Consider the following 24,973-nt stretch of genomic DNA (forward strand, 5'->3'; position numbering starts at 1 on the left):
CCCGCGGCCGGCGCCCCGTGCGCCCCCGCCCGCCGAGTGCCGTTGTCAAAGGAGCTATACGGATGAGCAATCGAGCAGAGTCCTTTCTTGTGGGCCTGATAGGCGATGGCGTTACGCCGTCCCTCACGCCCCCCATGCATGAACGCGAAGGCGACGTGCAGGGCCTCCGGTACCTCTACCGCCCCATCGACCTCACCGAGCTGGGACTTCCCGGCCAGAGCGTCGGCGAGCTCCTGACCGGCGCCTACCGGCTGGGCTTCAACGGACTGAACATCACCCACCCCTGCAAGCAGCTGGTCCTGGAACACCTGGATGAGGTCACTTCGGATGCCCGGCGCCTCGGTGCGGTGAACACGGTGACCATACGGGACGGCCGCTTCATCGGCCACAACACTGACTTCTCCGGGTTCGCGGCCGCCCTCGCCACGGGCCTGCCGGGAGCCAAACTGAACCGCGTGGTGCAGCTGGGCGCCGGAGGCGCCGGCTCCGCCGTCGCCTACGCCCTGCTCACCGCCGGGGTCCACGAACTGGACCTGGTGGACACCGATTCGGCCCGCTGCGCGGGACGCGCGGCCGAACTGGCCGGCTTCTTCCCGGACCAGCTGGTCACCGCACGGACGACGGCGGAGCTGCCGCGGCTGATGCCGCTGGCCGACGGTTTGGTGCACTGCACCCCGGTGGGCATGGCCGCCCACCCCGGCGTCCCGCTGGACATGTCCCTCGTGACAGCGCGGCACTGGGTCGCGGATATTGTGTACCGGCCAATCGAGACCGAACTTGTCCGCGAGGCCCGCGCCAGGGGCTGCGACGTGCTCGACGGCGGCCGGATGGCCGTGGGACAGGCCGCCGACGCCTTCCGCATCTTCACCGGCCTCGAGGCCGATGCGGAGCGGATGCGCACCCACTTCCTGGAACTCGTCGCCGCCGAAGAGGTGGCCGCCTGATGCGCACCGGAATCGCCACCGTCTGCCTCTCGGGCACCCTGCGGGAAAAGATGCAGGCCTGCGCCATCGCGGGTTTCGACGGGATCGAAATCTTCGAACAGGACCTCGTCACCTCCCCGCTGAGCCCGGAGGAGGTCCGGAAGGTGGCCGCCGACCTCGGCCTGACCCTGGACCTCTACCAGCCGTTCCGCGACTTCGACAGTGTGCCGGAGGAACTGCTCGCCGCCAACCTGCGCAGGGCGGAAGCGAAGTTCCGCCTGATGTCCCGGCTCGGCATGGACACCATCCTGGTCTGCTCCAACGTGGCCACCGCCAGCATCGATGACGACGGACTCCGGGCCGAACAGCTCGCAGCCCTCGCCGCCCTCGCCCAGGACCATGGCGTCAAGGTGGCCTACGAGGCGCTGGCCTGGGGAAAGTACGTCAACGACTACGAGCACGCCCACCGGCTGGTCGATGCGGTGGACCACCCGAACCTGGGCACCTGCCTTGACTCGTTCCACATCCTCTCCCGCGACTGGGACACGGCCCCGATCGAATCCTTCAACCCGGAGAAAATCTTCTTCGTCCAGGTGGCCGATGCGCCCAAGCTGTCCATGGACGTGCTGTCCTGGAGCCGGCACTACCGGGTGTTCCCGGGCGAAGGGCAGTTCGAACTCGCCAAATTCCTCGGCCACGTGGTCCGGGCCGGCTACACCGGCCCGGTCTCCCTGGAGGTCTTCAACGACGTCTTCCGCCAGTCCGACGTCGAACGCACCGCCGTGGATGCCATGCGGTCGCTGATCTGGCTCGAGGAGCAGAGCGCCAAGTGGCTGGACGCGGCTCCGGCTGCCGGAAACGGCGCCCGTACCCGTGCCGACAACGCTGCGACGGCCCGCCGCCGTTACCCAATGGAACTGGCCACGCTGCCGCAGGTGGCCGAACCGGCCGGCTTCAACTTCGCCGAGGTCAGGGCCGCGGACACCGCCGGACTGGAGTCCCTGCTGGGCCAGTTGGGATTTGCGTTCAACGGGCGCCACCGGACCAAGAATGTGCAATTGTGGACCATGGGCCACGCCCGCTTGATCATCAATGAGGAGTCTGCCGAGGACCCCCAGGCAGCCGGCGCGCCCGCCATTTCTGCCTTGGGCTTCGACGTCGCTTCCCCCGTGATCGCCGCGGCCCGGGCCCAGCAGCTCAAGGCCCCGGCCGTGCCGCGCAAAAGCCAGGCCGACGAGGAAGTCTTCCAGGGTTTCGCCGCCCCGGACTCCACCGAGATATTCCTGTGCCAGGGCAGCCCCGACGGCACTGCCGTGTGGACCCGCGAATTCGGCGAGGAACTGGACGCCCCCGCTGCCGGCCGGGCGGCGGGGCGGAGTGCCGTTATCGACCACGTGAACCTGGCGCAGCCCTGGCAGCACTTCGACGAAGCCGTCCTCTTCTATACGAGCGCCCTGGCCCTGGAACCGCAGCCGTACGCGGAAGTCGCCAGCCCCACCGGCCTGGTCCGGTCCCAGGTGATGCTCACCCGCGACCGCGGCGTCCGCCTGGTGCTGAACCTTGCCCCGCTGATCCAGCGCGACGGTGCCGGCCCCGGCCCGGATGTGGCAGCCGGCACCGGACCGCGCCGGACATACCAGGAACACATCGCCTTCGCCGTGGATGACCTGGTGGCCACGGCCCGCGCCGCGAAGGCCCGGGGCCTTGATTTCCTGCAGATCCCGGAAAACTACTACGAGGACCTCGACGCGCGGTTCGACCTGGACCCGTCCTTCCTGGCCACCCTCCGGGAGCTCAACCTGCTCTACGACCGCGACGCCGACGGCGAGTTCCTGCACTTCTACACCGCCACCGTCGGCAGCGTGTTCTTCGAAATGGTGGAGCGCCGCGGATCCTACGACGGCTACGGGGCGCCCAACGCCCCGGTGCGGCACGCCGTCCAGTACGACCACCTGCACCAGCTGAACCCCATTTCCTGACCGGCCAAAGCACAAACAAACATCAACACCCAACGAAAGGAGGCTGCTGTGCCTGAAGAACTCAACCTCGAGACCTACAACGCGGATCCGCTCACCGAAGACGTATCCGACGAAGCCACGGAGGCCGCACCGAAGACGTATGCGCCCTTGGACGCCGCCGCGGAGTCGCAGGCGGACCTCAGTGCCGAGATGAAGGCCATCGGCGAGGCCTACGCGCAGGCGCTCAAGAACGGCGCCCCGGCAGAGATCCAGCCCCGGCTGGACTATGCACCGTACCGCAGCAGCGTCCTTCGCCACCCCACCAAGGACCTGCACCACGCGGACCCGGAAACCATCGAGCTGTACTCTCCGGCCTTCGGACACATGGACGTCCATGCGCTGGAAGCGGACCTGACCATCCAGCACAACGGCGAACCGCTCGGCGAACGCATCGTCGTCTCCGGCCGCGTGCTCGACGGCGACGGCCGTCCCGTCGCCGGCCAGCTGGTGGAGATCTGGCAGGCGAATTCCGCCGGCCGCTACATCCACAAACGGGACCAGCACCCGGCCCCGCTGGACCCCAACTTCACCGGCGTCGGCCGTTGCATCACGGGCGCCGACGGCTCCTACCGCTTCACCACGATCAAGCCCGGCGCCTACCCGTGGAAGAACCACCTCAACGCGTGGCGCCCGGCCCACATCCACTTCTCCCTGTTCGGGCAGGAGTTCACCCAGCGGATCGTCACCCAGATGTACTTCCCCGGCGACCAGCTCTTCCCGCTGGACCCGATCTACCAGTCGATTGTGGACCAGGACGCCCGGGACCGGCTTGTGGCCACCTACAACCACGAGCAGACCAAGCCCGAGTGGGCCCTGGCGTACAACTGGGACATCGTCCTGACCGGGTCGCAGCGGACCTGGACAGAGAACGAGGCCCTGGGAGCAGAAGGAGATGACCATGAATGAGGCCAGCATGAGTAAACTCACCCCGACACCAGGCCAGACCGTGGGCCCCTTTTACGGCTACGCGCTGCCCTACATCAAGGACCGCGAGCTGCTGGCCCCCGGCTCCCCGGGCTCCATCCGGCTCCAGGGCACCGTCTACGACGGCGCCGGGCACCCGATCCCGGACGCGATCCTGGAAATCTGGCAGGCGGACGCCGAGGGCAAGGTCCCGCACCACACGGGTTCGCTCGTGCGCGACGGCTACACCTTCACCGGCTTCGGCCGCAGCGCCGTGGGCAACACCGGCGTCTTCACCTTCACCACGGTTAACCCCGGCCCCACCGAGGCAGGCGCAGCGCCGTTCATCTCCGTAGCGGTCTTCGCCCGCGGCCTCATGAACCGGCTCTTCACCCGGATCTACCTGCCGGAGAACGAGGAGGCCCTGGCCGCGGATCCGCTGCTGTCCTCGCTGGATCCGGAACGCCGCAAGACGCTGATCGCACGCCGCGACGCCGACGGCGGCCTGACCTGGGATATCCGGCTTCAGGGGGCGGGCGAGACGGTGTTCCTCGACTTCGAGGGTGCCTCGAAGTGATTCCTCGTGAAACCAGCGGAGCCACCGACGGAGACGCCGGCCTGCAGGGTGATTTTGGCCTGCTGAGTCCCGTGTCGGCGTCGCCCCTTGTGGCGTCGCTGACCGGGGACCGGGCCGTGCTGGCGGCCATTCTCCGGGTCGAGGCCGCCTGGGCCGCGGTCCTGGAACAGGCCGCCCTCGCCCCGGCCGGATCCGCCGCGGTGGTCGCCACGGCCGCCGAGGCGGGCCGCTATGACGTCGCGGACCTTGCCGTGCGCGCCCAGGGCGGCGCCAATCCGGTGATCCCCCTGCTGGCGGACCTCCGCAGGCAGGTCAATGCCCTTGACGCGGCGGGAATCGGTGCCGGGAAAGCCGTCCACACCTCGCTGACCAGCCAGGACGTGCTTGACAGTGCCCTCATGCTGCTTTGCAGGGAGGCGGTCCGCGGACTGCTCACCGAGGTCAAGGCAACGACGGCGGCACTGGCCGCCATCGCCGAAGAGCATGCGGACACCCTGTGCGTGGGCCGCAGCCTCACCCAGCACTCCCTGCCGTTCAGCTTCGGGCTCAAGGCGGCCCAATGGTTCCACGGCCTTGCCGCGGCCGCCCGCCGGCTTGAGGCCCTCGATTTTCCCGTGCAGACCGGGGGGGCGGCCGGAACCCTGGCCGCCGGCACCGTAATGGCGGCGGGCTCGGGCCTGAGCCCCCTGGATCTCTCCGACCTGCTGGCCGCAGAACTCGGCCTCGCCGCGGTCCCGGCGCCCTGGCACACGAACCGGCTGGCCGTCACCTCCCTCGGCGACGCCCTGGCCGCCGTGACCGACGCTGCGGGCAAGATCGCCGCCGACGTGCTGTTCCTCAGCCGCCCGGAAGTCGCCGAGCTCGCCGAGCCCCGCGCCTCCGGCCGGGGCGGGTCCTCGGCCATGCCGCAGAAGCAGAATCCCGTGCTGTCCGTGCTGGTCCGCAGCGCAGCCCTGCAGGCGCCCGGCCAGGCCGCGCAGCTGCACCTGGCCGCCGCCAACTTCAACGATGAACGCCCTGACGGTGCCTGGCACAGCGAATGGCCGGCGCTGCGCCAGCTCCTCCGCCTCGGCCTCGGCGCCGCCGTGCAGCTCCGCGAACTCTCCGAGGGCCTGCAGGTCTTCCCCGATGCCATGCGGCGCAACCTGGAGCTTTCAGGGCCGCTGCTGCTCAGCGAGGCCGTCACGGCCGCCGTCGCACCGCTCCTGTCCGGCAGCGTCCCGGGTAAGAACAGTGCGGACGGCAAGCAGCGGCTGCAGTCCGTGGTGGACCAGACCCTCCAGGTTCCGGCCGCGGACCAGGCGTCCACCTACCGGCGGCTGCTCCGCGCGGCCGTCCCCACGGAACTGCTCTCCGACGCCCGGCTGGAGGAGCTGCTCGATCCGGCCAATTACCTCGGCCAGGCCGCCGAAATCTCCCGGCGCATCCTCGCCGCCTACCCGGAATACGGCGTCCCGCACGCCGGATCCCACACCCCATCACCGACCCCCGAGCTGAACGGAGCCTCCCGTGGCTAGACCAACAGTCAAGGCAGTACTGCTGTCGCCCCAGCGCCCGCTGGGCGACAAGCCCCTCCTCGTGGTGGGCCCGTCCCTGGGCACGTCCACGTTGCTGTGGACCCAGGCCGGCGCCCTGCTCGGGGACGACGTCGACGTCGTCGCCTGGGACCTGCCGGGCCACGGCATCTCGCCGGCCGCGAAGGAGACGTTCACCGTCGCCGAACTGGCCGACGCCGTCGTCGAGCTGGTGGATTCGATCGCCCCCGGAGCGAGATTCCACTACGCCGGCGTGTCGCTGGGCGGTGCCACCGGCCTGCAGCTGGGCATCAAGCACGGCGAACGCCTCAAGAGCCTGTCCGTGCAGTGCACCGGAGCGAAGCTCGGCACACCCGAGGGATGGCTGGAACGCGCGGAAACCGTCCGCACCCAGGGCACGCCCGTGATGATCCAGGGATCGGCCCAGCGCTGGTTCGGCCCCGGCTTCATGGAACACCAGCCCGAACTCAGCGGCCGGCTGCTGCACAGCCTGCGCGACGCCGACCGGTTCAGCTACGCCTTCTGCTGCGAGGCCCTCGCCGGCTTCGACGTCCGGGACGAGCTCGGCAGCATCAGCGTCCCCACCCAGGCTGTCGCAGGCGCCCAGGACAGCGTTGCCCCGCCGTCCTTCGCCGAGGCGATCGTCGAAGGGATCACCGCCGGCGGCGGCACAGCCAGTGCCATCACCCTCGAAGGGGTGGCGCACCTGGCGCCGTTTGAGGCACCCGGCCACGTCGCCGAGCTGCTGCGGAGCCTCATCACGTGGACCGAATCCAGTGGAGCAGCCAAGTGACCGAGCCCCAGAAAAACCGCCCCCAGCAAAACCGCCCCCAGCTCCCCGGCGCGGACCCCAGCGGCGCAGCGCGCAACGGCGTCGTCCAGCCGGACGCCACCAGCCAGGAAATCTACGACGGCGGAATGGTGGTCCGGCGCGAGGTGCTCGGTGCCGCGCATGTGGACCGCGCCAACGCCGGCAAGGATTCCTTCACCGAGGACTTCCAGGACATGATCACCCGGATCGCCTGGGGCGGTATCTGGACCCGGCCAGGCCTGACCCGGCAGATGCGCTCCGCGGTGACCATCACCGCGATGGTGGCCCACGGCCATTGGGAAGAACTGGCCATGCACCTCCGCGCCGCCGTCACCAACGGCCTGAGCCGGGACGAGATCAAGGAAATCCTGCTGCAGACCGCCATCTACTGCGGGGTTCCCTCCGCCAACACCGCCTTCAAGACAGCGCAGCAAGTATTCCATTCCATGGATAACGCCGGAATGGACAACACTGGAATGGACAAAACCTCATGAACCAGGCCTACCTCTACGACGCCGTGCGGACCCCGTTCGGGAAGTTTGGTGGCGGGCTCGCCGGTGTCCGCCCGGATGATCTCGCGGCCCATGTGATCGCTGAGGCGGTGAAGCGTGCGCCGAAGCTCGACGTCGAGCGGATCGATGAGGTGGTGTTCGGCAACGCCAACGGCGCGGGCGAGGAAAACCGCAACATCGCCCGGATGGGTACCCTGCTGGCGGGACTGCCGGTCTCGATCCCCGGGACCACGGTGAACCGGCTTTGCGGTTCCTCGCTGGACGCGGCGATCATCGCCTCGCGCCAGATCAACACCGGCGACGCGGAGCTGATGCTGGTCGGCGGCGCCGAATCGATGTCCCGCGCCCCGTGGGTGCTGCCCAAAACGGAGAAGCCCTACCCGGCCGGGGACATGACCCTGGTCTCCACCACGCTGGGCTGGCGGCTGGTGAACCAGGCCATGCGCCCGGACTGGACCGTGTCCCTGGGCGAGGCCACCGAGCGGCTCCGGGAGAAGTACGGGATCACCCGGGCCGCGCAGGACGAATTCTCCGCCAACTCCCACAACCTCGCCGCCGCGGCCTGGGACGAGGGCTTCTACGACCGGCTCGTCACCGTGGTCCCGGGCACGGACCTCACCCGGGACGAAAGCATCCGCGCCGGGTCCTCGGCGGAGAAACTCGCCGGGCTCAAGACCGTGTTCCGGACCGGGGACGGCACCGTCACCGCCGGGAACGCCTCCCCGCTCTCGGACGGCGCGTCCGCGGCCTGGCTCGGCTCCGAGAACGCCGCCGGCATCCTGGGCCTGGAACCCCTGGCCCGGATCGCGGGCCGCGGCGCGCACGCCAACGACCCGCAGTACTTCGGCTACGCCCCGGTCGAGGCCGCGAACAAGGCCCTCACCAAGGCCGGGATCGGCTGGGACCAAGTCGGCGCCGTCGAACTCAACGAGGCCTTCGCCGCGCAGTCCCTGGCCTGCATCAACGCCTGGGGCATCGATGCCTCGATCGTGAACCGGCACGGCGGCGCGATCGCCATGGGCCACCCCCTGGGCGCGTCCGGCGGCCGCATCCTGGGCACCCTGGCCCGGTCCCTGCAGGCCTCCGGTGAACGCTGGGGCGTCGCCGCGATCTGCATCGGCGTCGGCCAGGGCCTCGCCATCGTCCTCGAAAACGTCACTGCCGGAAAGGCGTAAGCGAATGTTGAACTTTGTAGACAGCGTCGGCGAGGCTGTCGCCGGCATCAAGGACGGCTCCACCGTCATGATCGGCGGCTTCGGCAACGCCGGCCAGCCGTTCGAACTCATCGACGCGCTGATGGACTGCGGCGCCACCGGCCTCACCGTCGTCAACAACAACGCCGGCCAGGGCGACCAGGGCCTCGCGCTGCTGATCAAAGAAGGCCGGGTGAAGAAAATGATCTGCTCCTTCCCGAGGCAGTCCGACTCCTGGCACTTCGACGCGAAGTTCCGCGCCGGCGAGATCGAACTGGAACTTGTGCCCCAGGGCAACCTCGCCGAGCGGATCCGCGCCGCCGGCGCCGGGATCGGCGGCTTCTTCACCCCCACCGGCTACGGCACCATGCTGGCCGAAGGCAAGGAAACCCGCATCCTCGACGGCCGCGGCCAGGTCTTCGAGACCCCCATCCACGCCGACGTCGCGCTAATCAAGGCCCTCAAGGCCGACGGCAAGGGCAACCTCGTCTACCGCAAGACGGCCCGGAACTTCGGCCCGATCATGGCCGCCGCGGCCAAACACACCGTGGTCCAGGTCTCCGAAATCGTCCCCACGGGCGGCCTCGACCCGGAGATCGTCGTGACCCCCGGAATCTACGTCAACAGCATTGTGAAGGTGGCCTGAGATGAGTAGCCAGACCAACAGCCAGGCAGGCATACAGACCTCCGAGAAGCCGCTCGGCCGCGATGACCTGGCCCGCCTGGTGGCGCGCGACATCAAGCCCGGCTCCTTCGTGAACCTGGGCATCGGCCAGCCCACCCTGGTCTCCAACTACCTCGAACCGGAGCAGAACATCACGCTCCACACCGAAAACGGCATGCTGGGCATGGGCCCCGAAGCCACCGGGGACCAGATCGACGGCGACCTCATCAACGCCGGCAAGATCCCGGTGACCGAACTCCCCGGGGCGTCCTACTTCCACCATGCCGACTCCTTCGCGATCATGCGCGGCGGGCATCTGGACATCTGCGTGCTCGGGGCCTTCCAGGTCTCCGCGACCGGCGACCTCGCCAACTGGCACACCGGCGCGCCGGACGCGATCCCGGCCGTCGGCGGAGCCATGGACCTCGCCACCGGCGCCAAGGATGTGTTCGTGATGATGACCCTCCTGACCCGCGAAGGGATCTCCAAACTCGTCGAGACCTGCAGCTACCCGCTCACCGGCATCGGCTGTGTAACCCGCGTGTACACGGACAAGGCCGTCTTCCTGACCGGCCCCGACGGTGTCGAGGTCCGGGAAACGTTCGGCTGCACCCTTGAGGAACTGCAGGACATGGTTCCGGTGCCGCTCAAGGCCGCCGCCGCCGTCGGAGGCTGAGCATCCGCTCGCACGGATAAAGTGGTGCGGGACCGAGAGGCATGGAAATGATTGACGCAGCAAAGGGCGCCAAGGCCGCCGGCGCGCCGCCGGCCAGTGACCAGTACGTGCAGTCGCTGGCGCGCGGGCTGGCGGTGATCCGTGCCTTCGACACGGACCATCCGAAGATGACGCTGACCGAGGTGGCGGCACGGACGGACCTCACCCGGGCCACGGCGCGGCGGTTCCTCTACACGCTCGTGGAGTTGGGCTATGTCCGCACCGACGGCAAGATCTTCGCCCTGACCGCCAAGGTGCTCCAGCTCGGGTACGCCTACCTGTCCGGACTCTCGCTGCCGCAGCTCGCCCAGCCCCACCTCGAGGAGCTGTCCCTCCAGCTGGGGGAGTCGACGTCGGCCGCCGTGCTGGAAGGCACGGACATCGCCTACATCGCCCGGGTGGCGACGCGCCGGATCATGACCGTCGGCATCACCGTCGGCACCCGCTTTCCGGCGTATGCCACTTCGATGGGCCGGGTGTTGCTGGCGGCGCTGCCGCCCGCCCAGCTGCAGGAGTACCTGGCCAACACAGAAATCCGGCCCCTGACCCCGCTGTCCATCGGGACGCGCGAGGGACTGCTCGCCGAACTGGCCATCGTCAGAAAACAGGGCTGGTGCCTGCTGAACCAGGAACTCGAACTCGGCCTGATGTCCATCGCCGCCCCGGTCCACGACGGCCCCAAGGTGGTTGCCGCGATCAACGTGTCATTGCAGGCCCAGTCGGTCGCGAGCCAGCCGGACCCGGCGGCCTACCTGGACTCGGTGCGGGCGGCAACAGTGGCCACCGCCGAAGTCATCTCCGCGGACCTGTCCTCCGGGCGCTAGGGGGAACTCAGCTGGAAGAATCCTCTGCCGGTGCGGTGGAGACCGTGATGGTGACCCCTGCCGCGTCGTCACGGATCTTGAGGTGCAGGTCCTTGCCCACAAGCGAGGCGTGGATGTCCTCGCTGTCCGCTGGGGCCAGCTGCTCCGCCAGCCGTGTGACCGCCCGCGACATGGCGCGGCCCCAGTCGTGGGGATCCGTGCTGGATGCTTCGGCCTCAGCCGAGTAGTTCTCCTGTGGTTCGGACATATGCTCCCGCTTCCCGCCCTTGGAGTGCGGCCTGCCAGGCTGATCCGGACAGGCAGCCGGCCCGAACCAGGCTCGGGACGGCAGGCTCCAGTACTTGAGCATGGCCAGTCTAGTGACTCCGGCGCGCGGACGTCCACGGTTAGCGCCGCGGCTGCGGAGGTTACGCGCGGAATCCCGTTAGGATTTCAATCCGGAACACTCCACGTTCCCCTTGCCCTCGAAGGACGCCATGACAGAGAATCCTGCGCTCGACAGCACACCACCCACCAGGCGCGCCGCCGTGGTCATCAACCCCGCAAAATCAGTTGGTCCGGCGCTCCGGGGCGCCATCCTCCGGCTGTGCGAAACACAGGGCTGGGCCGAGCCGCTCTGGCTCGAAACCACGGTCGAGGACCCGGGCGCCGGCCAGGCGCGCGAGGCCCTGGAGGCCGGGGTCGACGTCGTCATCGCCGCCGGCGGCGACGGCACCGTGCGCTGCGTCGCCGAGGTGCTCGCCGGCACCGGAACGCCCATGGGGCTGGTGCCGCTGGGAACCGGAAACCTCCTGGCCCGCAACCTCGGCGTGGACATCACCGACCCGGTCTCCGCCTGCTACGACGTGCTCACCGGCAGCGAACAGGCCATCGATGTCGTCAAGGCCCGGCTGAACCACTCGGACGAGGAGCAGGTGTTCCTGGTGATGGCCGGACTCGGCTACGACGCCGCCATCATGGCCGACACCGTCGACGTGCTGAAGGACCGCATGGGTTGGCTTGCGTACGTGGAGGCCGGCATCCGCAAACTCCCCGGCAAACCGGTCAAGGCGCGGATCAGCGTCGACGGCGGGGAACCCGTCCGGCGCAGGATCCGCAGCGTCATGATCGGCAACTGCGGCCGGATCATGGGCGGAGTCGAGATCTTTCCGGACGCCAAGGTCGACGACGGCGTGCTGGACCTGCTGGTCCTGGCCCCGCGGGGCCGGCTTGGCTGGCTGGGGGTTGTTGCCGGGATCTTTGGCAAGAACAAGAGCGAGACCGAATCCGTGGAGTACTTCCAGGGTAAATCCGCAGAGATCACCCTGGAGCACGAGCAGGAATTCCAGCTGGACGGTGACCACCTCGGCACCGGAACGCATCTCGCCGTGGCCGTTGAGCGTGATGCCCTGAAGATCCTGATGACCGCCTAAAACACCTTCCGCCGGCGTTTGGCGCTACTTGCCTCTCGGATTCCGGTGCCAGCGCGGGCGGTCATGTCCGGGTAGTGAGTACTACCCGGACATGGCCGCCGCGTCGTGGTTCGCAAAGGCAGGTAGCAACCACTCGTGACCGGGGTATTCCCACCAACTTTGATTGGCTCAGGCATCAAACGATGCAGCCAATTGCCTTTGGAGGGAGCCGCAATGGCACGCTGGTTCGTTGTCGCCCAGGATGTTCGGCCGAATGACCGGACATCCTTAATTTGTGCGGACGAGGCGTCCCCCGGCCCGCCGACCACCGGCCGGGGCGGGTGCCGGTGACACCGCGGTCCGAGGGCATGCCGCACGGCCTGGCCCTCAACCTTCCCGGATACACCGCTGATCGCCCCGGGGGGACGGTGGCCGACCTCGCGTACGCGCCCCACGCCCTGCACACGTCCCATGGCAGCCTCGGTGCTCCCGCAAGCTTCGTACCACTCCGGCCCTCCGTTCCCCCCGCCGTGTACGCGGCGGGGCCACACGCCGGTGCGACCGCCCCCACGACGACCCCGGCAAAGCTCTCCGGCCGGCAGTGGGCGCGGTTCCTGCGGCGGCTGCTGCGCGGCACAGACGCCGTGCTGGTCATCGTTTGCGTCGCCGCTGGATTCCTCGTCCCGTTCGAGGGCGGCCAGCCCTTTACGGGAAGCCTCGCTGACCTGAATGCGGCCCTCATCGGAGGGGTCCTCGGCGTGATGTGGGTTGCGGCCCTGGGACTCTACCGCACCAGGGACACGAAGATTCTGGGAGCCGGAACCAGTGAGTACAAACGAGTCGCTGCCGCGAGCGGCGCGGTCTTCGGGCTGCTTGCCGTCGGTCTGGTGGCGTTCCGCATCCAGCCGGCGTCGGCGTTCTACCTGGTCTCCCTCCCGCTGGGACTCACCCTCCTGCCGGTCAGCCGCTGGGCGGCCCGGCGCTGGTACAACTCGCGGCAGTCCCAGGGACAGTACCTTGTCCGGGCGATTGTCATCGGCCAGGCCGAGGACGTGCGCTATGTACTCAAGCGGATCGCCCGGAAGTCCGGCGCCGTCTACGAGATCCTCGGCGTATCGTTGCCCGGCGGGCGGCGGGGGACCTCGTTCGACGCCGACGGCCGGCGGGTTTCGGTCCTCTCCTCCACTGATGATGTGGTCCGGACGGTTGGCCTCTGCGGGGCGGAAGCGGTCATCGTGGCCGGCCCGGTACCCGGCGGCAACCAGTACATCCGCGAACTGGGCTGGGGTTTGGAAGAACACCAGGCGGAACTTGTGCTGGCCTCGTCCCTGACCAACGTAGCCGGGCCCCGGATCCACTGGCGTCCGGTGGAAGGGCTGCCGTTGATGCACGTGGATGTGCCCCGGTACAGCGGCGCCAAGCATGCTTTCAAGCGGCTGCTGGACATTGCGGTGGCCGCCGCCGCCCTGGTCCTGCTGTCGCCCGTCTTCCTCGTCCTGGCGATCATCGTCAAGCGCGACAGCCCGGGACCGGTCCTGTTCCGGCAAGAGCGGGTGGGCAAGGCCGGACAACCTTTCCGGATGCTCAAGTTCCGGTCCATGATCACAGACGCGGAAGCCGCGCTGGCTGGTCTCGGGGCGCAGAACGACGGCGCCGGCGTTCTCTTTAAAATGCGCCATGATCCCCGGGTCACCCGCTGCGGACGCTGGATGCGCCGTTACTCGCTGGACGAACTGCCGCAGTTCTGGAACGTCCTCCGCGGCGAAATGAGCCTGGTCGGGCCCCGCCCGCCCTTGCAGCGTGAGGTGGGCGGCTACGAGCGGCACACGCACCGCCGGCTGCTGATCAAGCCGGGGATTACCGGGCTTTGGCAGGTCAACGGCCGTTCGGACCTGCCGTGGGATGAGGCCGTGAGGCTGGATCTCTACTACGTCGAAAACTGGTCGATCATGGGCGACGTCATCATCATATGGCGCACCTTCAGGGCTATGTGCGCGCCTGCTGGCGCGTACTGACTGAGTGAGGAAACACAATGGATGAAACACGTTCGGGGTACTCCCGCGGCCTGATGCGGGCAGCGGTCATCGGTGCGGGCTATTGGGGGCCCAATCTGGCGCGGAACTTCAGCGCCAGTCCCGACTGGGAGCTGGCCGGAATCGTCGACCTGGACCAGGCCCGGGCCGCCAAGCTCGCCGCGGCCCAGGGCGGGGTTCCCGTCTTCCGGTCCATTGACGAGTTGCTTGACACCGCCGACGTCGACGCCGTTGCGATTGCGACGCCGGCCCACACCCACCACGGCATCGCCCTGACAGCGCTGAAGGCGGGCAAGCATGTGCTCGTCGAGAAGCCCCTCGCCGACAGCCGGATGAAGGGGCTGGAGATGGTCGAGGAAGCGGAGGAACGGGGGCTGGTCCTGATGGCGGACCACACCTACTGCTACACCCCGGCCGTCTTGAAAATCCGGGAACTGATCGCTGACGGGTCGCTCGGCGACATCCTGTTCATAGATTCGGTCCGGATCAACCTGGGACTGGTGCAGCCGGACGTCGACGTTTTCTGGGACCTGGCCCCGCACGATCTGTCCATCCTCGACTTCATCCTGCCTGAGGGGCTGCGGCCGGTGGAGGTCGCGGCGCACGGCGCGGATCCCCTGGGTACCGGCCATGCCTGCATCGGGCATCTGACGTTCGCGTTGCCCAACGACGCCATGGCCCACGTTCATGTCAACTGGCTGAGCCCGACCAAGATCCGCCAGCTGGTGGTCGGCGGTTCCCGGCGCACCCTCGTCTGGGATGACTTGAATCCCCAGCAGCGGCTCAGCGTTTACGACCGCGGAGTCAGCCTGGACCGCCAGACACGGTCCGCGGCCGACCGGAAGGCCTCGGCCATCTCCTACCGGCTGGGTGACACCTGGTCACCGGCACTGCCCGAACACGAGGCGCTGGGCCAGATGGTGGCCGAATTCGCCAACAGCATCCGGCAACAGCGCCCGGCCCGGACCAGCGGTGCTTCCGGCCTGCGGGTGCTGTCCGTACTGGAGGCTGTCAGCGACAGCCTCAGCGCGGACGGGAAAGCCAGCATCGTCGTCGGCAATGAAGCGAAGCTGGAGATCAGCAAATGAGCACGCTGCAGGGTGCCCAGGTCCTGGTCACCGGCGGAGCGGGGACCATCGGTTCCACCGTGGTGGACCATTTGCTCGACGCCGGGGCCGGCAGGATCGACGTGCTGGACAACCTGGTCCGTGGCCGCCGGGCCAACCTCGATCCGGCGACCGCCAGCGGCCGGGTCCGCCTCATCGAGGGGGACCTCCGCGACCGCGACCTGGTCCACGACCTGAGCCGGGGCAAGGATATTGTCTTCCACCAGGCCGCCATCCGGATCACCCAGTGCGCGGACGAACCCCGGCTGGCCCTCGAGGTGCTGGTCGACGGGACCTTCAACGTGCTCGAAGCCGCATCCGCACAGCGGGTCGGCAAGCTCGTAGCGGCCTCCAGCGCCTCGGTCTACGGCATGGCGGAAACCTTCCCGACATCGGAACGCCATCACCACCACAACAACGACACGTTCTACGGCGCAGCAAAGTCCTTCAACGAGTCCATGGCCCGCAGCTTCCGTGCGATGTCCGGCCTGGACTACGTGCTGTTGCGCTACTTCAACGTGTACGGGCCCCGGATGGACGTCCATGGCCTCTACACCGAGGTGCTGGTCCGCTGGATGGAGCGCATCGAGGACGGGCTGCCGCCGCTGATCTTCGGCGACGGACAGCAGACCATGGATTTCGTGCACACCCGGGACGTGGCCCGGGCCAACATCCTCGCCGCGGGCAGCGGGGTGGATGAGGGGGTCTACAACGTCGCCAGCGGTGCCGAGACCAGCCTGCTGGAACTTGCCGAGGCGCTGTTGCGGGCCATGGATTCGGAACTGCACGTGGAGCACGGCCCCGAGCGGGCCGTCAACGGCGTCGTCCGGCGCCAGGCGGACACCGCGGCGGCTAGGCGCGACCTTGGGTTCAGTGCCGAAACCGGACTCGAGGACGGGCTGCGGGAACTGGTGGACTGGTGGCGGCCGCTCCGCGTTGAGATTGCGGACGCCAGGGTCGGAGGTGCGCGGTGACGGTCAGCCAGGACCGGGCCCTGAGCCGGATCAACGTGATGAAGCCCTGGCTCGGGACCGAGGAAGCCGACGCCGTGGCCGAGGTGATCGCCTCCGGCTGGGTGGCACAGGGGCCCCGCGTGGCGCGCTTCGAGGAAGCGTTCGCCGGCACGCAGCAGGCCAGCTACGCCGTCGCCGTCTCCAACTGCACCACCGCCCTGCACCTGGCCCTGAAAGTGGCCGGCATCGGACCGCGCGACGACGTTGTGGTGCCTTCCCTGTCCTTCATCGCCACGGCCAACGCGGTCACGTACGTGGGCGCCAGGCCGGTCTTTGCCGACGTCGAGCCGGACACCGGGAACGTGTCAGCGCGGACCCTCGCCGCGGCCCTGACCCCGGCCACCCGCGCGGTGATCGTGGTCGACCAGGGCGGCATGCCGGTCGATCTGCTTCCGATCCGGGCCCTCTGCGACGGCCTGGGCATCACCGTCGTCGAGGACGCGGCCTGCGCGGCGGGCTCCACCTACCGGGGCCGGCCGGTGGGAGCAGGTGCCGAGCTCGCCGCCTGGTCTTTCCACCCGCGCAAAATCCTCACCACCGGGGAAGGCGGGATGCTGACCACCCAGAACGCGGCCTGGGCGGACCGCGCCCGGAAGCTCCGCGAACACGCCATGAGCGTCTCCGCGAACGACCGGCACTCCGCGGTCCTGGCGCCGGCGGAGGAGTACGGCGAAATCGGGTTCAACTACCGGATGACGGACATGCAGGCCGCCGTCGGGCTCGTTCAGTTGGGCCGGCTGGACGAGGCGGTGGCACGGCGCCGGGCCATCGTCGCCACCTACCGGGAGGCACTCTCCGGGGTAGCGGGGCTTCGATTCAGCCAGGACCCCCCGTACGGCACCAGCAATTTCCAGTCCTTCTGGTTCGAACTCCTGCCGGATTTCGCCCTCGGGCGCGAGGACCTGCTCGAGCGGCTGGCCAACGACGGCATATCCGCCCGGCGGGGCATCATGGCCGCGCACCGTCAGCCCGCCTACGCCGGTCTGAACACCGGGAGGGCGGACCTGTCCGTGACGGAACGGCTCACGGACCACACCGTGATTCTGCCCGTCTACCACCAGCTGACCCCGGACGAGCAGTCCCGGGTCATCGACTCGATCCTGAAGGCTGCGGGGAATTCTGATGACTGAGTTACTGCTGATTGGCGCCAGCGGCCTTGCCCGCGAGGTGCTGGCCTGCGTCCGCGAGAACGGCCAGTTCGACGTGGTCGGAATCCTCGACGATGACGAATCCAAGGTCGGGTCAGCCGTGGACGGTGCACCCGTCATGGGACCCGCCAGCCACGCCCTCCGCTACCCGGAGGCGCGGGTGGTCGTCTGCATCGGTGCAGGGAAGGCTCGCGAGCGGATTGTCGCCAGACTCGCCGGGCTGGGCTTCCCGAGCCACCGCTTCGCGACGGTGGTCGACCCATCAGTGCGGATTCCGTACTGCTGCGAGATCGGTCCCGGGAGCATCCTGATGGGCAACGTCACGCTGACCGCCGGCATCACGGTCGGGAGCCACGTCGTGATGATGCCCGGGGTGACGCTGACCCACGACGATGTTGTGGAGGACTTCGCCACCCTGGCTGCCGGCGTGTCACTGGGCGGCGGTGTCAGGATCGGTCGCGCGGCCTACCTGGGCATGAACTCCTGTGTGCGGGAACGCACCAGGGTGGGGGCAGGAACCCGGGTCGGCATGGGTGCCGCCGTGCTGGGCGACGTTCCCGACGGAGAAACCTGGGCCGGGGTCCCGGCGCGGGTGCTCGAACCCTCAGCGGCGGCAGCGGGTGGTGCGCGATGACCCGGGCCAGGACCGTCAGCATGTCCGTCCCCTTCGTCGACTTGGGCGCCCAGCAGGACGAGATAGCCGCTGAAGTCGAGCTCGGGCTGAAGGACGTATTCAAACGGACCTCCTTCATCGGAGGCCCGGCCGTGGCCGAATTTGAGCAGGCCTACGCCCGGTTCCTCGGTACCCGGAATTGCGTCGGGGTGGCCAACGGCACGGACGCCCTGGAACTGGCACTCCGCGCTTCCGGGGTCATGGCCGGAGCGGAGGTCATCCTCCCCGCGAACACCTTCATCGCGACCGCCGAGGCGGTAAGCCGGATCGGTGCCGTGCCGGTGCTCGTCGACGTCGACCCCGACTACCTGCTGATCGATCCGGAGCGGGTTGCGGACGCCGTGACACCCCGGACCCGGGCCATAATGCCCGTCCATTTGTTCGGGCAAACGGCCTTCGTGGAGCGCCTGACCCCGGTTGCGGCCGCCTGCGGCGCGGTGATTGTCGAAGACGCCGCGCAATCCCAGGGCGCTTCCCGCTATGGCCGCTTCGCCGGCACGCTGGGACTGGCCGCGGGCACGAGCTTTTACCCAGGCAAGAACCTCGGTGCCGCCGGGGATGCCGGAGCTGTGGTGACGGACGACGACGACGTCGCAGCCCGGGTCCGCATGCTTGGCGCCCACGGCAGCGAACGGAAGTACCAGCACGAAGCGGTCGGCATGAACTCGCGCCTCGACACCATCCAGGCAGTGGTGCTCAACGCCAAGCTGCGCAGGTTGGCGGTGTGGAACGAAAGACGGCGGCAGGCCGCGGCACGCTACCAGGAACTGCTGGCGGACCTGCCCGGAGTCGAGCTTCCCCGCACGGCCCCGGGCAACCACGACGTCTGGCATCTGTACGTCATTCGGGTGCCGGAACGGGACCGCGTGCTTGCCGCCTTGAGCGATGCGGGTATCGGCGCCGGCATCCACTACCCGGTTCCGGTGCACCTCAGCCGCGCCTACCGGGACCTGGGCCTCGGTCCCGGATCCTTCCCGGTCACGGAGCGGGCTGCCCAGGGGATGCTGTCGCTGCCGCTCTTCCCGCACATCAGCGAGGCGCAGCAGCAGTATGTGGCGGACCAGTTGCAGGCAGCCTTGGGCGCGGGCACGTCGTCCCCTCATCCGCTTCGGGCGGGGGGCGAGGCATGAGCAACCATGGCCCAATAGTCTGGATTGCCGGCACGAACTGGGACGGCGTCGCTGGAACCGACAAGCGCATTGTCGAATCGCTGGCCAGGGTCCGCGCCGTGCTGTGGGTCGACCCGCCCGCGCGCGCAACGCTGAAAACGGCGGGACAGCTGTGGGCCCGCCCGGGTCCCCGGAGCACGGACAATCGCGCGGGGTTGGAACGGGTATCCGATTCGATTCTGCGCCTCCGAGTGACAGTGCTGCCGGGAGTGACGCGGCCCGGGGTTCGAAGGCTGACGGCACTGTTGCTGGACCGGGCAATCACGTCCGCCCTTTCCCGGACCGGCTGGGAGCCCGAGGCGGTCGTCGTCGCCATGCCGCTGGCCCGCTTCCCGAAAAGGACGCCGGGAAGCAAAATCCTGTACCTGACTGACGACTGGCTCGAAGGATCGCGCCTCATGGGCTTGTCGCGCCCGGTCATCCGGCGGGTGCTGGACTCCAACGTGGCCCAGGCCGACTGCGTGGCGGCGGTATCGGAGGCCGTGCTGAATCAGGTCGGGCCCCTCAGCAGGTCCGTGTCAGGAAAGGTCTTCGCCGTGGTCCCGAACGGCTGCCCCGAGCCCGCGCCGGCAGCGCCGTCCATGGGCCGCGAGTCCACCGCGTGCCTCGTCGGGCAGCTCAACGAGCGGCTGGACCTCGATCTGCTGGAAGCCGTGCAGGCATCCGGCGTGGAAATGGTCATCATCGGGCCGCGGACCGATCGAACCCCGGCATTCCGCCGCCGGCTGGACGCGCTCCTTGAAAAAGACAACGTCCGCTGGATCGGACGGCTCGGCGCCGACGAGCTGCAGCAGCAACTCAGGGTTCACGGGGTCGGAATAACACCTTACGCGGAGTCCGCCTTCAACAGGGCAAGCTTTCCGCTGAAAACCCTCGAGTACCTGGCGGCAGGGCTGGGGGTGGTCTCCACGGACATGCCTTCGGCGCGGTGGCTGAACACCAGCCTGATCTCGCTTCGGTCGGAGCCGCACGAATTCGCGCTGGCGGTGAAGGCAGCCCTGGCCGGGCGCAATGACGGGGATCAGGAACGCCTCAGGAAAGAGTTTGCGGCGGGCCACACCTGGGACGCACGTGGCTTGGAGTTTCAGCACCTCATTGCCGCGGCAGGCCGCCCACGAATGACAACGCCGGTGGCCCCGGCACGAGGACCGCTTCCGGGAGGATCGTCATGATAACCATCTCCGAAACATCAGACGTGGCAGACACCGCACGAATCGGCGACGGGACCCGGGTTTGGCACCTGGCGCAGATCAGGGAGGGAGCCACGGTGGGCAGCAACTGCACCATTGGCCGCGGCGCCTATATCGGCCCGGAAGTCGTGCTCGGCGATAACTGCAAGCTGCAAAACTACGCCCTGGTCTATGAACCGGCCCGCCTGGGCGACGGGGTCTTCATCGGCCCGGCGGCCGTGCTGACCAATGACCTTCACCCGAGGGCCGTCACCCCGGAGGGGACACTCAAAAGCGCCAGTGATTGGGTAGCTGTCGGCGTCACCGTCGGAGCGGGTGCCTCGATCGGGGCCGGCGCCGTCTGTGTCGCCCCGGTCCGGATTGGCGAATGGGCCACGGTTGCCGCCGGCGCCGTCGTCACCCGCGACGTCACCGCCTACGCTGTCGTGGCCGGGGTCCCGGCCAGGCAGACGGGCTGGATTGGCAAGGCCGGGCACCGGCTCAAGCAGGACGCCGGCGGCAGTTGGCTGTGCCCGGAGACGGGCTCGCGCTACGTGGAAATCGACGGGCAACTGCTGCCTGCGGAAATGGGCTGAGGGGCGGCATGGACATGCTGGACAGCAACAAGGTTATCCTGGGCGGCACACCCGTAGACCTGATGGATCCCGAGCCGGCGCTGGAGCGGATCCTCGCAAGGGCAGCCGGCGGTCCGGGACTGCGGCCGCTCGGAGTGGCCTCCGTCAACCTCGACCACCTGCACCATTTTGGCACCGGCGGCCGCTGGGCAGGCACACTGCACGCGGACCCCGCCAGCACCGTGGAGTGGCTCTACCTGCTGGATGGCGCACCCTTGGTTGCCCAGTCACAGCGCCTCACCGGTCACCGGTGGCCGCGGCTGGCCGGCAGCGATCTTGCCTCGCCCCTCCTGGCGCAGGCCGAGAAACTCGGGCTGCGGGTGGGATTCCTGGGCGGATCTGTTGCCAACCAGCAGCTCCTCGCTCAGAAGATCGCGACTGAGCACCCCGGTCTTCAGCTCGTGGGAATGTGGTCTCCGGGTCGCGAGGAGCTGGCCTCCACCACGGAATCCGAACGGATAGCCGCGGAGATTTCGCAGGCGGGCGTGCAGATCCTCTACGTGGGCCTCGGCAAACCACGCCAGGAACTCTGGATTGACCGGTACGCGGGGCTCACGGGGGCGGCAGTGCTGCTGGCCTTCGGTGCGGCGGTGGACTTCCTGGCCGGCCGGGTCCAGCGGGCACCGCAGTGGTTTTGCGAGCACGGCCTGGAGTGGGGGTACAGGCTGGCGTTGGAGCCCCGGCGGCTGGCTGGACGCTATCTCGTTGATGGGCCGCCGGCCTACCTGAAACTCCGAACGACGTCCTGCTGTGTACCGCCGGCCCGGCCGGACAGCTTGACGAAGTCAGACCCGGCCCCCCGGACGCCCGGCCACTTCACAGGGCCCGACGGCGCCGCGGACGCCGTTGCGATTGTGGTGACGTACAACAGCGCAGACTGCGTGGGGGCTTTGATCGAGAGCCTGAGGGCCGAAACCATCGACCTGACTTTGCGGGTGGTGGTGGCGGACAACTCCTCAAGCGACGGGACGCTGGAGTTCATTCGCGGCGAGCACCCCGACGTGCTCGCGTTCGCCACCGGGGGAAACCTGGGTTACTCCGGTGGCATCAATGCGGCCATGCGAAGGGCCGGCGATGCTGCGGCGGTTGTGGTGCTGAACCCCGACCTCACCGTGGAACCCGGTTCTTTGACGACGATGATGCAACGGCTGCTCGCATCACAGGCGGGGGCGGTGGTTCCGCGCCTGCTCAATGCCAGCGGTCACACAAGCCGGTCACTGTATCGGGAACCCACGATCTCCACCGCTGTAGGTGATGCGCTTCTGGGCCGGCGGGCGCCCAACCGGCCCGACTGGCTTTCCGGCACCGACCTCAGCCCCGAGAGCTACGCCCATCCCCACACTGTGGATTGGGCAACGGGTGCCGCGCTCATGGTCCGGCGTCCCGTGGCCGACTCACTGACCTGGGACGAGTCCTATTTCCTCTATGGCGAAGAGACCGACTTCTTCCGAAGCCTGCGCACCATGGGGGAAACCGTCTGGTACGAACCCGGGGCGGTGATGAGTCATGCCGGCGGTGCCTCCGGCAGTTCACCCCAGTTGAATGCCCTTTTGGCGGTCAATCGGGTCCGCTACATTCGCAAGTACCATTCCGCGGCCTACTCGGCAGTGTTCCACGGGGTCGTGGCGTTCTCTGAGGTGTTGCGGTGCTGGAAACCGGGCCGCAGAGGTGTGCTGCAGACGGTGCTCGACGAGCGACGCTGGGCTGCACTGCCCGGTCCGAGTACGGAGATGGCGAACGTCGTGGACGATGGCGGGATCCCCCACGGCTCGGTGATTATTCCGGCCCACAACGAGGCCTCCGTGATTGCCCGGACGCTGGCGCCGCTCGCCCCACTGGCTGCGGCAGGGCAATTAGAGGTCATTGTGGCCTGCAACGGCTGTACGGATGACACCGCCGCGATCGCGCGGCGGTTCGAGGGCGTGACCGTTCTGGAAATGCCGCAGCCGTCCAAGACTGCCGCTCTCAATGCGGGAGACGCCGTCGCCACGTCCTGGCCCCGGTTGTACCTTGACGCTGATGTTCAGATCAGCCCAGGAACGGTGGCCGACGTCCTCAATGCACTGGTCTCCGGACAAGTATTGGCTGCCCGTCCGGCGGTGCGCTTTGACCTTCAGGACGCCCACCCGCTGATCCACTCGTATTACCGGACCCGTCTGCAGCTTCCAATGGCCAGCAGCGGCCTATGGGGCGGTGGCGTGTACGGCCTGTCCCAAGAAGGGCGGCAGCGTTTCCAGCAGTTTCCCGATCTCATCGCCGATGATCTGTTCGTGGACCGTCTCTTCGAGCCGCGGGAAAAGGCCGTCCTGGACGTAGCCCCGGCGGTGGTCTGCCCGCCGCGCACGCCCAAGGACCAAGTGGCGGTGCTGCATCGCGTCTATCGCGGAAACGCCGAACAGCGCGGCGGGCAGGGCAGCGCCGGCCACACGCTGTCCGAGGTCGTCCGAACTGTTCGCGGGCCGTTGTCCGCCGGCCACGCCTTGGTTTACGTGGGATTCGCCCTTGCCGGCCGCCGTGGGAACGCGCGGCCGGGCGCGTGGGAGCGCGATGCCAGCACCCGGCAGCCCATCGACGGCGGCGAACCGTGCTGAAGAAGTCACCGGAACGGGTGTTGCTCACCCCTCGAAAGCCCGCAGGTCCCCCTTGGCTGCTCAAGGCAACACTGTTCTCAATCCTGGCATTTCCGCCCTACATGGTGCTGGAGCCGATCGGGGCCAGCAGCAGCCTGCCACAAATGCTCGCCCTGGGCCTATTCGGCCTCTGGGCCCTCTCCTCATTGTTGGGGCTGCACGATCCGGTTGCGTTCCGGCACCCGGGCCGGGCTGCCGTCCTCGCCCTTCTCTTGGCTTCGTGCCTCAGCTACGGCAATCTCTTTGCCGGGCTGAGCGGGGCCAGCACCATCGACGGGCGGGCAGCCGCGGACCGCTGGATGCTGCTGATGTTTGCCGCGGCCGGAATAGCTTTTGTCACCACCGATTGCGTGCGGACCGTCAAAGACGCCATGGCAGTCGTCAGGTGGGTTATCGCCGGCGGCGTCGTATGCAGTATCGCGGCGCTCCTCCAGTTCACCACCCACACGAATCCCGTCGAATGGATCAGCGCCCTCATGGTGGGATTCGTGGAGAATGGAGACTTCAACGCCTTCCAGGCCCGCGGTTCACTTATGCGCGTGGCGGGCACAACGCTGCACCCCATCGAACTTGGCGTGGTCAGTGCGATGCTGCTGCCCATTGCCATCTGGCGCGCCCTCTATGACAGACAGGGCAGGAAGCTGGTCCACTGGGCCTTTGTCGGGCTGTTTGTGCTCGCGAACGCACTGACTGTCTCGCGGTCCGCTCTGCTTGCCTTGGTCATCGCCCTGGCCGTCACCGTTCCCTTCCTGCCCAGGCTCGCAAGGCAGTGGGCCACGGTCATCGTGCCGCTGGGTGCCGCAGGGCTCTTCATCGCCGTGCCGGGCCTGATTTCCACCCTGTTCAACGCAGCCACGGCCGGAAGTTCGGATCCGTCCATCACGTACCGGACGGAAGACTACCCTCTGGCGCTACGGCTGGTCGCCGACCGGCCATGGTTCGGCACCGGTCCGGGAACGTGGATCCCGACGAACGCGCTCGATATTTTCGACAATGAGTATCTGCTCACGGCCGTGACCATGGGCGTCGTCGGGCTGGTGGGGCTGATGGCCTATCTGGTGGTTCCCGCTCTCGCCGCACTGGCGGCTGCCAGGACTGCTGAGGGGGCAGACCTGAAACTGCTGGCAGCGTCAGCCGCCGCTGCCGGTCTCATCACAACCGTGGCATCCGGCACTTTCGACTCGATGTCGTTCCCGGTGTTTGCCCTGCTGTATCCGTTTTTTATAGGTCTGTCAGGAGCGTCCTGGCTGATGGTCAAGAATCAAACTGCACTTGGCCTGGCGGCTCCCCTGAGGATGCCGCCAGTCCGACAACCCGGGGGATAGGAAGAG

General features: G+C 68.3%; 23 protein-coding genes. 22 read left to right on the forward strand and 1 reads right to left on the reverse strand.

Annotated features, from left to right (window positions below):
- Positions 1-62 precede the first annotated feature (62 nt).
- From AC50YC_RS07625 to AC50YC_RS07675, 11 genes are all read left to right on the forward strand, one after another.
- The gene (locus tag AC50YC_RS07625; RefSeq protein WP_494952944.1) at positions 63-944 is read left to right on the forward strand and encodes a shikimate dehydrogenase; all 882 of its coding nucleotides are present in this window, start codon (positions 63-65) and stop codon (positions 942-944) included.
- Positions 944-2,902 carry a bifunctional sugar phosphate isomerase/epimerase/4-hydroxyphenylpyruvate dioxygenase family protein gene (locus AC50YC_RS07630; RefSeq protein WP_494952945.1) on the forward strand — a complete coding sequence of 653 codons (1,959 nt, stop codon included), beginning with the start codon at positions 944-946 and terminating at the stop codon, positions 2,900-2,902. The genes AC50YC_RS07625 and AC50YC_RS07630 overlap by 1 nt, the downstream gene beginning before the upstream one ends.
- A gap of 48 nt (positions 2,903-2,950) precedes the next feature.
- Positions 2,951-3,847: a protocatechuate 3,4-dioxygenase subunit beta gene (gene pcaH, locus AC50YC_RS07635; RefSeq protein WP_494952946.1), complete on the forward strand. Its 897-nt coding sequence runs from the start codon at positions 2,951-2,953 to the stop codon at positions 3,845-3,847.
- A gap of 7 nt (positions 3,848-3,854) precedes the next feature.
- Positions 3,855-4,421, forward strand: a complete 567-nt coding sequence (gene pcaG / locus AC50YC_RS07640) for a protocatechuate 3,4-dioxygenase subunit alpha (protein ID WP_494953069.1) — start codon at positions 3,855-3,857, stop codon at positions 4,419-4,421.
- A complete protein-coding gene (locus AC50YC_RS07645; RefSeq protein ID WP_494952947.1) occupies positions 4,418-5,938 on the forward strand; it encodes a lyase family protein in 1,521 nt (506 codons plus the stop codon). The genes pcaG and AC50YC_RS07645 overlap by 4 nt, the downstream gene beginning before the upstream one ends.
- Positions 5,931-6,749: an alpha/beta fold hydrolase gene (locus tag AC50YC_RS07650; RefSeq protein ID WP_354171330.1), complete on the forward strand. Its 819-nt coding sequence runs from the start codon at positions 5,931-5,933 to the stop codon at positions 6,747-6,749. Before AC50YC_RS07645 ends, AC50YC_RS07650 begins: the two co-directional genes overlap by 8 nt.
- A 110-nt stretch (positions 6,750-6,859) precedes the next feature.
- Positions 6,860-7,261 (forward strand): 4-carboxymuconolactone decarboxylase, encoded by a 402-nt coding sequence (pcaC, locus tag AC50YC_RS07655; RefSeq protein WP_494953070.1) that lies wholly within the window; start codon positions 6,860-6,862, stop codon positions 7,259-7,261.
- Positions 7,258-8,454, forward strand: coding sequence for a thiolase family protein (locus AC50YC_RS07660; RefSeq protein WP_494952948.1), 1,197 nt, complete (start codon positions 7,258-7,260; stop codon positions 8,452-8,454). The genes pcaC and AC50YC_RS07660 overlap by 4 nt, the downstream gene beginning before the upstream one ends.
- 4 nt (positions 8,455-8,458) lie before the next feature.
- Complete coding sequence (locus AC50YC_RS07665) at positions 8,459-9,118, forward strand: 3-oxoacid CoA-transferase subunit A (RefSeq protein ID WP_494952949.1); 660 nt, start codon at positions 8,459-8,461, stop codon at positions 9,116-9,118.
- 1 nt (position 9,119) lies between these two features.
- Complete coding sequence (locus AC50YC_RS07670; RefSeq protein WP_494952950.1) at positions 9,120-9,812, forward strand: 3-oxoacid CoA-transferase subunit B; 693 nt, start codon at positions 9,120-9,122, stop codon at positions 9,810-9,812.
- Positions 9,813-9,859: 47 nt separating this feature from the next.
- Positions 9,860-10,675, forward strand: coding sequence for an IclR family transcriptional regulator domain-containing protein (locus AC50YC_RS07675; protein ID WP_494952951.1), 816 nt, complete (start codon positions 9,860-9,862; stop codon positions 10,673-10,675).
- Between the two features lie 7 nt (positions 10,676-10,682).
- Here AC50YC_RS07675 and AC50YC_RS07680 read toward each other — a convergent pair whose 3' ends face one another.
- On the reverse strand, positions 10,683-10,922 hold the full coding sequence (locus AC50YC_RS07680) for a hypothetical protein (RefSeq protein ID WP_494952952.1): 240 nt from the start codon (positions 10,920-10,922) through the stop codon (positions 10,683-10,685).
- A gap of 229 nt (positions 10,923-11,151) precedes the next feature.
- Here AC50YC_RS07680 and AC50YC_RS07685 point away from each other — a divergent pair, with 229 nt between their 5' ends.
- The 11 genes from AC50YC_RS07685 to AC50YC_RS07735 all read left to right on the forward strand — a co-directional run bounded on the left by AC50YC_RS07685 (position 11,152) and on the right by AC50YC_RS07735 (position 24,967).
- Positions 11,152-12,087: a diacylglycerol/lipid kinase family protein gene (locus tag AC50YC_RS07685; protein WP_494952953.1), complete on the forward strand. Its 936-nt coding sequence runs from the start codon at positions 11,152-11,154 to the stop codon at positions 12,085-12,087.
- A 326-nt stretch (positions 12,088-12,413) separates the two neighbouring features.
- A complete protein-coding gene (locus AC50YC_RS07690) occupies positions 12,414-14,081 on the forward strand; it encodes a sugar transferase (protein ID WP_494952954.1) in 1,668 nt (555 codons plus the stop codon).
- Positions 14,082-14,098: 17 nt separating this feature from the next.
- Entirely contained in the window at positions 14,099-15,187 is a 1,089-nt protein-coding gene (locus AC50YC_RS07695) for a Gfo/Idh/MocA family protein (RefSeq protein WP_494952955.1), read from the forward strand.
- Positions 15,184-16,179: an NAD-dependent epimerase/dehydratase family protein gene (locus tag AC50YC_RS07700; protein WP_494952956.1), complete on the forward strand. Its 996-nt coding sequence runs from the start codon at positions 15,184-15,186 to the stop codon at positions 16,177-16,179. The genes AC50YC_RS07695 and AC50YC_RS07700 overlap by 4 nt, the downstream gene beginning before the upstream one ends.
- Complete coding sequence (locus AC50YC_RS07705) at positions 16,176-17,348, forward strand: DegT/DnrJ/EryC1/StrS family aminotransferase (RefSeq protein ID WP_494952957.1); 1,173 nt, start codon at positions 16,176-16,178, stop codon at positions 17,346-17,348. Before AC50YC_RS07700 ends, AC50YC_RS07705 begins: the two co-directional genes overlap by 4 nt.
- Positions 17,341-18,000, forward strand: coding sequence for an acetyltransferase (locus AC50YC_RS07710; protein WP_494952958.1), 660 nt, complete (start codon positions 17,341-17,343; stop codon positions 17,998-18,000). The genes AC50YC_RS07705 and AC50YC_RS07710 overlap by 8 nt, the downstream gene beginning before the upstream one ends.
- A gap of 20 nt (positions 18,001-18,020) precedes the next feature.
- Positions 18,021-19,169, forward strand: a complete 1,149-nt coding sequence (locus tag AC50YC_RS07715) for a DegT/DnrJ/EryC1/StrS family aminotransferase (RefSeq protein ID WP_494952959.1) — start codon at positions 18,021-18,023, stop codon at positions 19,167-19,169.
- A complete protein-coding gene (locus AC50YC_RS07720; protein WP_494952960.1) occupies positions 19,166-20,380 on the forward strand; it encodes a glycosyltransferase in 1,215 nt (404 codons plus the stop codon). Before AC50YC_RS07715 ends, AC50YC_RS07720 begins: the two co-directional genes overlap by 4 nt.
- A complete protein-coding gene (locus AC50YC_RS07725) occupies positions 20,377-20,973 on the forward strand; it encodes an acyltransferase (RefSeq protein ID WP_494952961.1) in 597 nt (198 codons plus the stop codon). The genes AC50YC_RS07720 and AC50YC_RS07725 overlap by 4 nt, the downstream gene beginning before the upstream one ends.
- 8 nt (positions 20,974-20,981) lie before the next feature.
- Positions 20,982-23,603: a WecB/TagA/CpsF family glycosyltransferase gene (locus tag AC50YC_RS07730; protein ID WP_494952962.1), complete on the forward strand. Its 2,622-nt coding sequence runs from the start codon at positions 20,982-20,984 to the stop codon at positions 23,601-23,603.
- Entirely contained in the window at positions 23,597-24,967 is a 1,371-nt protein-coding gene (locus AC50YC_RS07735) for an O-antigen ligase family protein (protein ID WP_494952963.1), read from the forward strand. Before AC50YC_RS07730 ends, AC50YC_RS07735 begins: the two co-directional genes overlap by 7 nt.
- Positions 24,968-24,973 lie beyond the last annotated feature (6 nt).

The sequence above is a fragment of the Pseudarthrobacter sp. MDT1-56 genome (assembly GCF_059383555.1).